10 protein-coding genes are annotated in these 13749 nt (G+C 53.9%); 6 read left to right on the top strand and 4 right to left on the bottom strand.

Annotated features, from left to right (window positions below; translation table 11 throughout):
- Window positions 1–14: 14 nt before the first annotated feature.
- The 4 genes from Q8W22_RS05765 to nfuA form a co-directional block, all read right to left on the bottom strand.
- Complete coding sequence (locus Q8W22_RS05765; protein ID WP_303431572.1) at window positions 15–1040, bottom strand: NAD(P)H-dependent glycerol-3-phosphate dehydrogenase; 1026 nt, start codon at window positions 1038–1040, stop codon at window positions 15–17.
- A gap of 21 nt (window positions 1041–1061) precedes the next feature.
- Window positions 1062–1553: an STAS domain-containing protein gene (locus Q8W22_RS05760; RefSeq protein ID WP_303431571.1), complete on the bottom strand. Its 492-nt coding sequence runs from the start codon at window positions 1551–1553 to the stop codon at window positions 1062–1064.
- Window positions 1550–2722 (bottom strand): SpoIIE family protein phosphatase, encoded by a 1173-nt coding sequence (locus tag Q8W22_RS05755; protein WP_303431570.1) that lies wholly within the window; start codon window positions 2720–2722, stop codon window positions 1550–1552. The genes Q8W22_RS05760 and Q8W22_RS05755 overlap by 4 nt, the downstream gene beginning before the upstream one ends.
- 579 nt (window positions 2723–3301) lie before the next feature.
- Window positions 3302–3892, bottom strand: coding sequence for a Fe-S biogenesis protein NfuA (nfuA, locus tag Q8W22_RS05750; RefSeq protein ID WP_303431568.1), 591 nt, complete (start codon window positions 3890–3892; stop codon window positions 3302–3304).
- Between the two features lie 156 nt (window positions 3893–4048).
- Between nfuA and metH the strand changes: the two genes are divergently transcribed.
- The 6 genes from metH to Q8W22_RS05720 all read left to right on the top strand — a co-directional run bounded on the left by metH (window position 4049) and on the right by Q8W22_RS05720 (window position 13572).
- Entirely contained in the window at window positions 4049–7756 is a 3708-nt protein-coding gene (gene metH / locus Q8W22_RS05745; protein ID WP_305451855.1) for a methionine synthase, read from the top strand.
- 3 nt (window positions 7757–7759) lie between these two features.
- A complete protein-coding gene (locus tag Q8W22_RS05740; RefSeq protein WP_305451793.1) occupies window positions 7760–9118 on the top strand; it encodes an MATE family efflux transporter in 1359 nt (452 codons plus the stop codon).
- Window positions 9119–9135: 17 nt separating this feature from the next.
- Window positions 9136–9885 (top strand): glycerophosphodiester phosphodiesterase family protein, encoded by a 750-nt coding sequence (locus Q8W22_RS05735; protein WP_305451792.1) that lies wholly within the window; start codon window positions 9136–9138, stop codon window positions 9883–9885.
- A gap of 156 nt (window positions 9886–10041) precedes the next feature.
- A complete protein-coding gene (locus Q8W22_RS05730; RefSeq protein WP_303431565.1) occupies window positions 10042–11709 on the top strand; it encodes a nitrite/sulfite reductase in 1668 nt (555 codons plus the stop codon).
- Entirely contained in the window at window positions 11693–12187 is a 495-nt protein-coding gene (locus tag Q8W22_RS05725) for a DUF934 domain-containing protein (protein WP_305413323.1), read from the top strand. The genes Q8W22_RS05730 and Q8W22_RS05725 overlap by 17 nt, the downstream gene beginning before the upstream one ends.
- Before the next feature lie 224 nt (window positions 12188–12411).
- Window positions 12412–13572 (top strand): cation:proton antiporter, encoded by a 1161-nt coding sequence (locus tag Q8W22_RS05720; RefSeq protein ID WP_303431563.1) that lies wholly within the window; start codon window positions 12412–12414, stop codon window positions 13570–13572.
- The last annotated feature ends 177 nt before the right edge of the window (window positions 13573–13749 follow it).

The raw sequence follows: 13749 nt of genomic DNA, 5'->3' as shown, positions 1-13749 counted from the left end.
GTAGCTAACTCCTGTTATATTTCGTGCCTGGGTAAGGCAAATTCTACATCGGACGCATGCTCACCGGTCATCAACTCTCGAGCGACCATTCCGGGATCGGCGCCATTAAACAAACATTCATAAGCACCCATCACCAGTGGCATATAGATACCTGAATCCTCCGCTTTAGCCCTGACATAGCGCAAGGTATTAACACCTTCGGCTACTTCCCCCAGCTCTTCTGTCGCCTGATCGAGGGTTTTCCCCTGCCCAATGGCATAACCAACCCGAAAGTTGCGACTGAGTGGCGACATGCAAGTAACAACCAGATCACCCACACCGGCCAGGCCGAGAAAAGTCAGTGGATTGGCCCCCATGGCGTCGGCAAAACGGCTCATTTCCGCCAGGGAGCGGGTAATGATCATGCTTTTGGTATTTTCCCCCATCCCCAAGGCTGCGACAAAACCCGACACGATAGCGTAAATATTTTTTAACGCCCCGCCCAGCTCGACGCCATACACATCATTGGATGCATAAACGCGAAAATAATTGCAGCTTAATGCCTCTTGGATATCACGACGAAGATCACTGTTTTCACTGGCAATCACGGTACCGGCCAGCTCTTTGCGGGCAATTTCCTTGGCGAGATTGGGGCCACTCAGCACCCCGACCGGGTTATCAGGAAAGACATCACGAATCACCTGGCTCATTAACAAAAAGCCATCGGGTTCAATCCCCTTGGTGGTGCTGACCAATCCCTGCTCAGGTTTGATCAGGTGCGCAAAGCCGGAAATAACCTCTCGAACCGACTTGCTGGGAACAGAGACAAAAATAACATCAGCCCCTACTACCGCTTCCTCGATGGTGGTGGTTGCCCGTAGTGATGAATTCAAGGCAATGCCGGGCAAATACTGCTCATTGACGTGTAACTGATTGATGCTTTCGGCTATTTCCGGGTTACGGAGCCACTGAATAGCCTGAATATTATTATCTGCAAGAATATTGGCTGTGACGGTGCCAAAACTGCCGCCACCAATGATGGCTGCTGTGCGGATGCCCACAAAAAATCTCCTGACGGGTGTTTATTGGGTTTGATGACATTCCAGGGTTTCAACCAACTGGCTAAAGGTATCGCGATTACTGTCGTTCAGGTCCATCAACGCCTTGTGCGCAGAAATAATCTGTACCCGAGCCGCTTCTTCATCAACAGTATCATCGACCCAGTCGCGAAACTCTGCCTCATTGGCAAACGGCTCTTCCAGAATATGGAACACATGGTCAAAACCCATGCTCATCAATATGCGTGTAATGCTGGGGTCAGGAGAAAATACTGTCGGGGTGATTTTGAACCGGTCCCGACTCACAATCGCTATTTTCGCCAGCTGACCCAGTGTTGTACTGTCGACCCCCTCTGCCGAGGATAAATCCACCAGCACGTTGGCAAACATACCATCGGAGAGCACCTGACGGATATATCGGTCAAATGCAGTACAAAGATTAAGTCGAACATCCCCGATCAAACGTACAATCTGAACCCCATGGTGCTGGGCAACCTGAATTTGACCCGATGTCATAGCTTACCTCGACCAATAGAGACCATTGCAATATCATCCGGAACTTCCAGTTCTTTCCCCAGACCCAGTACGGATGTCAGCCCGTCCAGGTCACCGTTCTGATCCTCAACCATACCGAGCAGAGCCTTTTCTTTCGCTGCCAGATTGGCTTCCGTAATAATTTCCAGCACGCCATCAGAAAACAGTAACAACCGGAAAGCAGACGGCAGTTCCAGGTGGCGAGTGGTGTACTCTGCCTCGCGAAACAGGCCAACCGGCATCCCCTGGCCTTCAAGATAACGACACCCGGAAGCATCCAGCAATGCGGGCATGGGCAAATGGCCACCGACGCTGTATTCCAGCACCGACTCCCGAGTATCCAGGATGCCGTAAAAAATGGTCAGATGCTTGTCCAGCCCGGTAGCCAGCATTTCGTCATTCATGCGACTGAGCACCTGCGATGGATGCAACAAATCATCACTGGAGCCCCGGCGATAATTGCGCCGCAAACGATAGGTAAGGTTTTTCAGCAACACGGTGACAAATGCCGACGAAGAGCCATGGCCGGAAACATCGGCGATATAGAACACCAGCCGATGCTCGCCCAGCTCAAAATAGTCGAGAAAATCACCACTTAACATCAGCGACGGGAAAATCCGGTGATCGCAGCACAAGCCGTTATAGTTCAGCGAATCGGGCAGCATGCGCATCTGGATTTGCCGCCCTGCCATCTGGTCGGTACGCAACTCTTCCAGGCCGTGCCTTAACTCGGCATTGGTCTTTTCCAGATATTCCCGATAAGCGGTATTTTCTGTTTCCAGTTCAACCCGCTCCAGCGCCCGCTTGATGGCGTGGTGCAGCATTTCCAGATCAAGAATCGGCTTGACCAGAAAATCATCCGCCCCCATACGCAAGGCCTGGACAACATCGTCCATAACCCCGCCTCCGGACACAACAATCACAGGTAATGACGGCCAGCGCTGTTTCAGCTGCTCCAGCCATTCAATACCGCTAGTGTCGGGCATTCGCAAGTCACAGACCACAATATCTATATGATGACGATCGAGTTCTTTCCAGGCAGCCACTGCGGACGGTGCCGCTACCACCTGATAGTCGTATTCCACCAAAAATGTGGCAATACTCTCGAGCACCGAGGGGTCGTCATCAATGACCAGCACATTCGCGGCCATTCGCATCTCCTAACACCAGAAAGCATTTCGAACAAGAGGTCACGCCTCGACAGCCAGTCCAGCGACCGGGCTTAATACCAGTATAGCGGACCAGCCTGTCTTTCCTCTGACATCAGGGGCAGGCAATATGGATGCGAACACTAACGCCAAGCGAATCGCCATGCAATCCCTCTCAGCTGCTATGACCGGTGAATATCGAACTATACGGATTGGCACAGAAGAAACTGTCGACATATCACCGGCTAATGAGTGGTATAAGCGCTATTAGAGGCGTTTTTCAGTCCTATTGCCTATTATTTGGTTATATAAAAGACATTCAACCGTATTATTTGATACAACCAATAAATATCCACCCAAAAGTGACAGCAAACCGCTGATTTTTTCACCAGGATTTTTGACAATACCGACAAGATGCCTTGCGCCATACCCTGATATTCATCGGGGCATCCGCAAAGGTTAAAGAAAAAAGAGGAATTAACCCGGTAGCGCAGCAGCACAATTCTGCCCGCCAACGGGTCAATCTTATCGAGAACAGCAGAACAGAATGCCTGCTGCGATACCACGTAGTACTGCTATTTGCTATTTAAAGTACGCCTTATCCGTCACGCTGTGATCCGTTACATCGCGCACACCCTGAACCTCAGGAATCTTGGCGATCAGACTGGCTTCAACACCGTCTTTTAATGTCATATCCACGGCGCTGCAGCCCTGGCAACCACCACCAAACTTGAGAATCGCCAGCCCGTCATCAGTGAGTTCCACCAGACTGACCTCACCACCATGGGATGCCAGGCCCGGGTTGATCTCGGTATAGAGCAAATAATTGATACGCTCTTCCACCGGACTGTCCTCAGTGACTTTGGGCATTTTGGCATTGGGAGCCTTGATCGTCAGCTGTCCCCCCATACGATCCTTGGCAAAGTCGATAATGGACTCTTCCAGATACGGCACACTCATCGCCTCAACGTAAACCCGGAGCAGCTCCATCTGTTGCAGCTTATCGTTTTCATTCACCTCTTCCGGGCGACAGTAAGCCAGACAGGTTTCAGCGTAACGGGTGCCCGGCTGGGTGATAAATACCCGCACAGACATATCTGGTGTTGGTTGTTTACTCAACAACTCAGCCAGGTAAGCTTCGGCATCCGGTGTAATCTTTACGTATTCGGTCATAAACACATCCTCAAAACTGATCGCCATTGTAGCGAAACCCGCCAGCCAGCGAAATACCCCACTAATATAGTTGGATAAGACAAGCGGGTGCACCTCTGATATAATCCCGGCCCTTTTTTTGTCGATCCGCAGTTCATTCGAGTGAGTCCAAGCACCATGCCCAACGCCAGCCGCCAACGCCGTATTCAGCAGTTGAAAGAGAATCTCACCCAACGCATCCATATTCTGGATGGTGGCATGGGGACCCTGATTCAGTCGCATCAACTGGAAGAAAAGGATTATCGCGGTGAGCGTTTTGCTGACCTGAACCAGGAAATCAAGGGCAACAACGACCTGCTGGTGTTGACCCAACCCGAAATTATTGCTGGCATTCATCGCCAGTACCTGGAAGCCGGGGCCGACATACTCGAAACCAACACCTTCAACAGTACCCGGGTCTCCCAGGCCGACTACCAGCTCGAAGACCTGGTGCCGGAGTTAAACCGCGAAGCAGCGGCCATTGCCCGCCGTGTCTGCGACGAAGTCGAGGCAGAGACAGGTATTCCCCGTTATGTCGCGGGCGTACTCGGCCCCACCAGCAAGACCTGCTCCATCTCTCCGGATGTCAACGACCCCGGCTACCGGGCTATCACCTTCGACCAGCTGGTCGAAGAGTACACCGAAGCCACTGCAGCCCTGATGGATGGCGGCGCCGACCTGATTCTGATTGAAACCATTTTTGACACCCTCAACGCCAAGGCCGCTGTTTTTGCCGTACAAGGCGTTTTTGAAGCCCGCGACGAAGCACTGCCCATCATGATTTCCGGCACCATCACTGATGCCTCGGGCCGTACCCTGTCCGGACAAACGGCAGAAGCCTTTTACAACTCGCTTACCCATGCCCGGCCATTAACCATCGGTCTGAACTGTGCCCTCGGTGCCGAAGAGCTGCGTCCCCATATCGAGGAATTAAGCAACAAGGCCAACTGCTTTGTTTCAGCCCACCCCAATGCTGGCCTGCCCAACGAATTTGGCGAATACGACCAGACTCCCGCAGAAATGGCCGCCATCGTTGAAGAATTTGCCGCCAGCGGTTTTCTGAATATTCTCGGTGGTTGCTGTGGTTCTACCCCGGAGCACATCCGTGCCATCGCCGACGCGGTGGCCAAACATACCCCCCGGGTTATCCCGGAGATCAAACCGGCCTGCCGACTGGCGGGTCTGGAACCATTCAACTTTGATGAGACCAGCCTGTTCGTCAACGTTGGCGAACGTGCCAACGTCACCGGCTCGGCAGTCTTCAAGCGCCTGATTGTGGATGAAAACTACGATCAGGCCCTGACCGTCGCCCGTGAGCAGGTCGAAAACGGCGCCCAGGTCATCGATATCAACATGGATGAAGGCATGCTGGATTCCAAGGCCGCGATGGTACGCTTCCTGAATCTGATTGCCGCCGAGCCGGATATTGCCCGCGTCCCCATCATGGTCGACTCGTCCAAGTGGGATATCATCGAAGCTGGCCTGAAATGTATCCAGGGCAAAGCAGTGGTGAACTCCATCTCGCTCAAGGAAGGCAAGCAGGAGTTTGTCGACAAGGCCAGACGTTGCTTGCGTTACGGTGCCGCCGTAGTGGTCATGGCGTTTGATGAACAGGGCCAGGCCGACACCGAAGCCCGCAAGAACGAAATCTGTGAAAAATCCTACCGTATTCTGGTCGATGAAGTCGGCTTTGATCCGTCTGATATTATTTTCGACCCGAACATCTTTGCCGTCGCCACCGGTATCGAAGAACACAACAACTACGCCGTTGATTTTATCAACAGCTGCAAATTCATTACCGACAACCTGCCTCACGCCAAAATATCCGGCGGGGTCTCCAACGTATCGTTCTCGTTCCGGGGCAACAACCCGGTGCGGGAAGCCATTCACTCGGTCTTTCTCTACTACGCCATCAAAAACGGCCTTAGCATGGGAATTGTCAACGCCGGTCAGCTGGCGGTCTACGATGACCTGCCAGCAGAACTGAAAGACCTGGTAGAAGACGTGATTCTCAATCGCCGTGACGATGCCACCGACCGCCTGTTAGCCGTCGCCGAAAATTATCGTGGCGATGGTTCGGTGGCCGAAAAAGAAACCGAAGAATGGCGCACCCTGCCGATTACCGAGAGGCTGACCCACGCCCTCGTCAAGGGCATCAATACCTATGTCGAGGAAGATACCGAAGCGGCCCGCCAGCAATTTGCCCGGCCGATTGAAGTGATCGAAGGGCCATTGATGGACGGCATGAACGTCGTCGGCGACCTGTTTGGTTCCGGTAAAATGTTCCTGCCCCAGGTGGTCAAAAGCGCCCGGGTGATGAAACAGGCCGTAGCTTATCTACTGCCTTATATCGAAGAAGAAAAAGACGGCAAGTCCGAAACCCAGGGAAAAATCCTGATGGCCACGGTCAAGGGGGATGTCCACGATATCGGTAAAAACATCGTTGGCGTGGTATTGCAGTGCAACAACTTTGAGGTGATTGACCTCGGCGTGATGGTGTCGGCGGAAAAAATTCTCAAAACCGCCAAAGAAGAAAACGTCGATATCATTGGCTTGTCCGGTCTGATCACCCCCTCACTGGATGAAATGGTTCACGTTGCCCGTGAAATGCAACGACTCGATTACCACATCCCACTGATGATTGGCGGCGCCACTACCTCCAAGGCGCACACGGCGGTCAAGATTGAACCTCAGTTCAAAAACGACATTGCCATTTACGTCGCCGATGCCTCCCGTGCCGTCGGGGTCGCTCAAAAACTGGTGACACCAGCGGCCAAGCCCGCCTTTATTGAAGCCACTCGCGACGAATACATCCACGTCCGTGAACGTAATGCCAACCGCAAAGCCAAGGCCTTGCTGCCGTACCCCAAAGCCGTTGCCAATGGCTTTACCTGCGACTGGGCCAACTATCAGCCCACGACACCCAAAAAACTGGGCATCCAGGTGTTTGACCATTTTGATGTCGCTCAACTGGTGGATTACATCGACTGGACGCCGTTTTTCATGTCCTGGGAACTGGCTGGAAAATACCCCCGCATTCTCACCGATGACGTTGTCGGCGAAGCAGCCACCAATCTGTTCAAGGACGCCCAGGCGATGCTGAAACGCATTGTCGATGAAAAGCTGTTCCGCGCCCGTGCTGTAATTGGCCTCTGGCCTGCGGCCAAACGGGGCAACGACGACACCGTGATCTTCAACCCGGACAACCCATCCGAAGAACTGGCCATTCTGCATCACCTGCGCCAGCAGACCGACAAACCCAACGACCAGCCCAATTACTCGCTGGCGGATTTTGTCACACCAGAAGATCAGCTCACCCATGGCAAACAGGATTACATGGGAGCGTTTGTTGTCACCGCCGGGATTGAAGCCGAGCAGCTGGCGCAGAATTACAATGCCAACCATGACGATTACAACAGCATCATGATCAAGGCATTGGCCGACCGTCTGGCCGAAGCCTTTGCCGAGCATATGCACCAAATCGTGCGCAAGGATATCTGGGGCTACGCAGCGGACGAACAACTGGATAACGAACAACTGATCAAGGAAAAGTATCAGGGGATTCGACCAGCCCCGGGCTACCCGGCCTGTCCGGATCACACCGAAAAAGCCACCTTGTTCAAACTGCTGGACGCCGAGGCCAATACCGATGTATTCCTCACCGAAAGCTTTGCCATGAGTCCGGCGGCTTCAGTCAGCGGCTGGTATTTTGGACACCCGGACGCCAAATATTTTGGCCTGGGAAAAATCGCCAAGGATCAGGTGGAAGACATCGCTGACCGCAAGGGGATGACTGTTGACACCATGGAGCGCTGGCTGGCACCCAACCTCAACTACGACCGCTGAGCCATGTCAGTTGAGCACTGGCTTGGCAAACTGCTGCGGATTGAACCGCAGCGCCTGACCCGGATTTTTGGTATTGGCCTGCCAATCATCGGTGCCATGCTGTCACAAAGCCTGATCAATCTGATTGATGCCGCCATGGTAGGCCGCCTCGGTGATGCCGCCCTGGCGGCTATTGGTATTGGTGGCTACGCCTCCTTTATGATGGTTTCCATTGTCATGGGGCTGGCCGCGGCCGTACAGGCACTGGTAGCCCGCCGTATCGGCGCGGGCAAAACCGCCACCCTGCACGAGCCGCTGATGGCTGGTTTGCTTTCTGCCATCTTGCTGGCGGTGCCGTTATCCCTGCTGTTTATTTTTCTTGCGCCATCGTTGATTCCGTCCCTGACCAACAACAGCGACGTCGCTGCCATTGCCACGCCGTATTTCCAATGGCGCACCGCTGCCCTGATCGCCGTCGCGATGAACTTCGTCTACCGTGGATTCTGGAGTGGTATTGGCGAAACCCGCTTTTATCTACAAGTCCTGCTGCTGATGCATGTGGTTAATATCTCACTCAGCTATCTGCTGGTATTCGGTATCGGTGACTGGCAAGGACTGGGCGCTGTTGGCTCTGGTATTGGTACCGCCATGGCACTGGTGTTTGGAAGTGCCCTGCTGTCCTGGCTGACATTCACCCATAAACGCCAGCGTCTGGGCCAAATCAAATTCCCTACCCGGGCAACCCTGCTGCAGCTGATCCGACTGGCCTGGCCCAATTCCGCCCAACAAACACTGTTTGCCCTCGGTATCAGCATTCTGTTCTGGATTATCGGCCAGATTGGCACCCGGGAGCAAGCCATTGGTCATATCCTGATCAGCCTGCAACTGATCCTGATTCTGCCCGCAGTCGGTATGGGTATTGCCGCCACCAGCCTGGTCAGCCATGCGCTCGGAGCAGGCCACCCCCAGGATGCTCACCGCTGGGGCTGGGATGTCGTCAGGGTCGCGACCCTGACTCTTGCGCTACTGGGCTTGCCGTTGTGTCTGTTCCCGGAATGGATTCTGGGTATATTCACCACCGAGACGAAACTGATTCAGGCCGGTATTCTCCCCCTGCAGATCACCGGTATCTTTATAGCCCTCGAAGTCACCGCCATGGTGCTGACCCAGGCACTGCTGGGGGCTGGTGCCAGTCGCCAGATCATGAAGATCAATCTGACCATGCAATGGTGTGTCTTCTTGCCGCTGGCCTATTTTATTGGCCCGGTACTGGGGTTTGGTCTGGTGGGAGTCTGGATCCTGCAGGGCGTCCAACGTACCGGACTGTCGCTGATCTATAGCCTGATCTGGCAACGACGCCAATGGGTTCATTTATCTGTCTAGCCACCGGAGGCCAGACCATGCGCACCAGCACAGTGATTGCCCATCGCGGCGCCAGTCGTCTGGCACCGGAAAACACCCTGGCCGCCTTCCGGCTCGCCCAGCAGGCTGGTGCCAGCTGGATAGAAGTGGACGTTGCCCTGAGTGCTGACGGCCAGGCCGTTATTTTCCACGACGAACAGCTCGACCGCTGCACCAATGGCCATGGCTGGCTCTTGCGCCATACCCTGATCGAATTACAGCAGCTGGATGCTGGCAGCTGGTTTGCCGATCACTTCTGCCACGAACGAATTCCCACCCTGCAGGCCTTGCTGCACTGGGCCTGCCAGCACAGCATCGGCCTTAATCTGGAAATCAAGGCGGTGGTTGGCCGTGAGGCTGAAACCGTCCAGGCGTTGGTCATGGCATATCAGGCAACACTGGCTGAAACCGGCATGGTGCCGATTTTGCTCAGCTCGTTTAACCCGTTATCGCTGCAGTACGCCCGCTCCGCCCTCCCTGAGGTGCCACGCGCCTTGCTGACGGAAGCCATTCCGGCAGATGCCGCGTTACGCCTGACCAGGCTGGGCTGCGAAGGGTTGCATTTTTGTGCCGATCTGGCCGCCCCGGAAGTGATTCGGACACTGGCCAATGCCGGCTTTAACCTGCGTGCCTATACAGTCAACAACCCGACACAGGCGGATTCATTGTTAGCCATGGGCGTCAATGCGGTATTCAGTGACATAGCCGATTTACCTGTCACAAAGGACAATCCCGCCACAACGCCTTGAAAAACAACCTGTTCGGTTTTATCGAACGATCTAAGGCACAAAAGTAATTACGATATAGATAAATAGTCGTTTTAAGAATAAAGCGGCTTTGGTAATGTTCGCCCAACTAAAAAACCACCATTGGCCATGAGCCGATGAAGAAGCAACCGAGAGATTATGTACCAATACGACGAGTACGATCAGCAGATCCTGAACGAGCGCGTTGCCCAATTCAAAAGCCAGACGGAACGCTATCTGGCCGGGGAAATCGCTGAAGATGAGTTCTTGCCACTGCGCCTGCAGAATGGCATCTACGTGCAACGCTACGCCCCCATGTTACGGGTCGCGATTCCTTATGGCGCCTTTACTGCTGAGCAAATGCGCGCTCTGGCCAAGGTCGCCCGCGACTACGATAAAGGCTATGCCCACTTCAGTACTCGCCAGAACCTGCAGTTCAACTGGCCCAAGCTGGAAGACTGCCCTCAGATTCTGGCTGATTTGGCAAAAGTGCAAATGCACGCGGTACAAACCAGTGGTAACTGTATCCGTAACACCACCACAGACGAATACGCTGGTGTGGTTGCAGAAGAACTGGTAGATCCTCGTCCGTATTGTGAAATCATCCGTCAGTGGTCAACCTTCCACCCGGAATTTGCTTTCCTGCCCCGTAAATTCAAGATTGCGGTCAACTCGGTTCCCGGTGAAGACCGGGCAGCCACCAAGGTTCACGATATTGGCGTTCATATTATCCGTAACGACGCCGGCGAACTGGGCTACCGTATTCTGGTCGGTGGTGGCCTCGGCCGCACACCGATCATTGGTGAAACCATTCGGGAATTTTTGCCAGAGCAAGACCTGCTCACTTATCTCGAAGCCGTGATTCGGGTCTATAACCAGTTTGGCCGTCGTGACAACAAGTACAAGGCCCGCATCAAGATTCTGACCAAGGCATTGGGCGTTCAGCGTCTGGGTGAACTGGTCGAGGCGGAATGGAACCGTATCAAGGATTCTGCCGCCAGGCTGACCAGCGCAGAGCTGGAGCGAGTCAAAAAACACTTTGTTGACCCCGCTTACGCCACACTGGATAACAACCCGGCCGAACTGGAAACTGCCAAAGCGGAAAACCCGGCCTTTGTTCGTTGGCTTGGCCGTAACGTCCGGGCACACAAACAGTCTGGTTACGCAGTAGTCACCCTGACCCTGAAGCAGAAAGGCACGCCACCCGGCGATGTTACCGCCGAGCAGATGGAGCAGATTGCCACCCTGGCCGATGAATTCAGCTTTGGTGAATTACGATCGACCCACCAGCAGAACCTGGTATTGGCCAACGTTGAACAGCGCCAGCTGTTTACCCTGTGGCAACAGGCCAAAGCATTGGGTTTGGCAACACCCACCCTGGGCTTGCTGACCGACATGATTTGCTGCCCCGGGGGCGACTTCTGCGCCCTGGCGAACGCCAAGTCGATCCCGATTGCCGACGATTTGCAAGTCCGCTTCGACGACCTGGATTACCTGCATGATCTGGGTGAAATCGACCTGAATATCTCCGGTTGCATGAACGCCTGCGGTCACCACCATGTCGGTAACATTGGCATCCTGGGGGTCGATAAAAAAGGTCAGGAATTTTATCAGGTGTCACTCGGCGGTAACTCCGGTGAACGTGGTACGGCCTCTCTGGGCAAGATTCTGGGGCCATCGTTCTCCCGCGAACAGCTGACCGGTGTGGTCGCCAAGGTACTCGATCTGTACGTGGCCTCTCGCCATGTGGGCGAATCCTTTCTCGAAACCTACCAACGTATTGGCCATAACACTTTCAAGGAGGCGGTATATGGCAAAGCTGATTAAAGACGGGGCCTTTGTTGCCGACGATGTCTGGACCCGTATCGACGACGATGCCATCGCCACGGAATACAGCCTGATTTCGCTGGACCGCTGGACACATCAACAAGCAGAATTACAACCCCTGGCATCACGGGGCAAGCTGGGGCTGTATCTGAACAGCGACCAGCTGGCTGAGATGGTGGCCGAACAGTGTCGCAATTTTGCTGTAATTGCCGTGGACTTCCCCAAGTTCAGCGATGGTCGTGGTTATTCCACCGCACGTCTGCTGCGTGACCAGTACCACTACGCCGGTGATCTACGCGCTGTGGGTGATGTCTTGATTGACCAGCTGTTTTTTATGAAACGGGTTGGCTTCAGCTCCTACGCCCTGCGTGACGACCAGAATGAAGCGCATGCACTGGCAGCCTTTTCATCTTTCAGCCAGCCATACCAGGCGGCGATGGATGACCAGCGGCCATTGTTCGCCCGGGTTTCACGCTAGCATTGCGTAACCATCGTTCTGTGTGCTGACCCTTGTGGCCAGTACCGACGCACCAGCAACAGGCTCCTTCGGGAGCCTGTTGCGTTTCTCCCGGCCAGAAAATACCGCTCTGCCCTTGTGGACCTCAACGCAATAAATCGCTATAGGCAACAATCTGCGCCATAACAGACTGGCAGGCTCGGCGGCGCTATCGTAATCTGAAACCGGCAACAAAGGAGCAAGGCATGCAGCAAGACATTGTTTTTTCGACTTTTTTGATTTTTGCGGGTGCTTCGATACTGGCTACCTTTGCCCTTTATACCCGCCAGCCTGTCTTGATTGCCTATATTGCCCTCGGCACTCTGATCGGCCCTTTTGGGGTTGGCTGGATTGATCACCCGGAGCAATTGGAAAACATGTCGCACATCGGCATTATTTTCCTGCTATTCCTGCTCGGCCTCGATATGCAGCCCAGTTCTCTGATCGCCGTAATAAAACAGGCATCGACCATTGGCCTGGCCAGCTCGCTGGTGTTTTTCCTTGCCGGTTTCTCCATTACCTGGCTCTTTGGTTTCAGCCAGATGGACAGCATTATTATTGGCCTGGCACTGATGTTCTCCAGTACCATTATTGGCCTGAAACTCTTGCCTACCACGGTGTTGCACCATAAACATATGGGCAACCTGATGATCGGTCTGTTACTGCTGCAAGACATGCTGGCCATTTTTACACTGATTTTTCTGGGTGTAATGAAAGGCGACAGCGAGATGCCCGTCTGGCAGCCGTTTATTGCCCTGCCCCTGCTGATTGGTGTTGCCTACCTGGCAGTCAGGTTTGTCTTGCTGCCTCTGATCACCCGCTTTGACCGCTACCGTGAGTACCTGTTTATTCTTGCCATCGGCTGGTGTCTGTCACTGGCTGAAGCAGCACAGCTGGCAGGCCTGACCTATGAAATCGGTGCCTTTATTGCGGGTATTACTCTGGCCACCAGCCCCATTGCCCAGTTTATCGCCATTAGTCTCAAACCCTTGCGAGACTTTTTTCTGGTTATGTTTTTCTTTGCCCTGGGTGCGGGGCTTGACCTGACGATGCTACCGTCGGTCGCGGTCAGTGCGATCACCTTGGCGGTCGTCGTCCTGGCACTCAAACCCATTACCTTCCGGGTATTGCTGCGGGGCTTTAGCGAGCGCACCAGTCTGGCCTGGGATGTCGGCTTTCGGTTGGGGCAAATCAGTGAATTTTCGTTACTGGTCGCTTTTGTTGCCGTTGAAAGCTCCCTGCTGTCGGAGCGTGGTTCATTGCTGATACAGGCAACCGCCATTATCACTTTCGTGATATCCAGTTACATCGTGGTATTTAACTACCCCAACCCAATTGCGGTCAGTGACAAGTTAAGACGAGATTAGGCAAGAAGCTGAAAAAGGAGGCCCGGCAACAAAACCCGGCCGAGAGACAATAACCGAGAGAGGACAGTAACAGGCCGGGCCAGAAAAACTGGCCGGCCGGGGTAGTGTTCAAAATTCTGTGTCACCTCTATAGTTTACCCTCTACAGGGAGTGACACATCATGTCTGATAAATACGA

The sequence above is a fragment of the Oceanobacter sp. 1_MG-2023 genome (assembly GCF_030689025.1).
Classification (GTDB): Bacteria; Pseudomonadota; Gammaproteobacteria; order Pseudomonadales; family Oceanobacteraceae; genus Oceanobacter.
Note: the sequence above shows the minus strand (reverse complement) of the source record. Positions and strands in the feature narration are given on the sequence as shown.

Bases quoted from the DNA above. Each gene is read 5' to 3' on its own strand.
- Q8W22_RS05720 (WP_303431563.1), top strand. From the start codon at position 12,412: ATGCAGCAAGACATTGTTTTTTCGACTTTTTTGATTTTTGCGGGTGCT.
- Q8W22_RS05725 (WP_305413323.1), top strand. From the start codon at position 11,693: ATGGCAAAGCTGATTAAAGACGGGGCCTTTGTTGCCGACGATGTCTGG.
- Q8W22_RS05735 (WP_305451792.1), top strand. From the start codon at position 9,136: ATGCGCACCAGCACAGTGATTGCCCATCGCGGCGCCAGTCGTCTGGCA.
- Q8W22_RS05760 (WP_303431571.1), bottom strand. From the start codon at position 1,553: ATGACATCGGGTCAAATTCAGGTTGCCCAGCACCATGGGGTTCAGATT.
- Q8W22_RS05755 (WP_303431570.1), bottom strand. From the start codon at position 2,722: ATGGCCGCGAATGTGCTGGTCATTGATGACGACCCCTCGGTGCTCGAG.
- nfuA (WP_303431568.1), bottom strand. From the start codon at position 3,892: ATGACCGAATACGTAAAGATTACACCGGATGCCGAAGCTTACCTGGCT.
- metH (WP_305451855.1), top strand. From the start codon at position 4,049: ATGCCCAACGCCAGCCGCCAACGCCGTATTCAGCAGTTGAAAGAGAAT.
- Q8W22_RS05730 (WP_303431565.1), top strand. From the start codon at position 10,042: ATGTACCAATACGACGAGTACGATCAGCAGATCCTGAACGAGCGCGTT.
- Q8W22_RS05740 (WP_305451793.1), top strand. From the start codon at position 7,760: ATGTCAGTTGAGCACTGGCTTGGCAAACTGCTGCGGATTGAACCGCAG.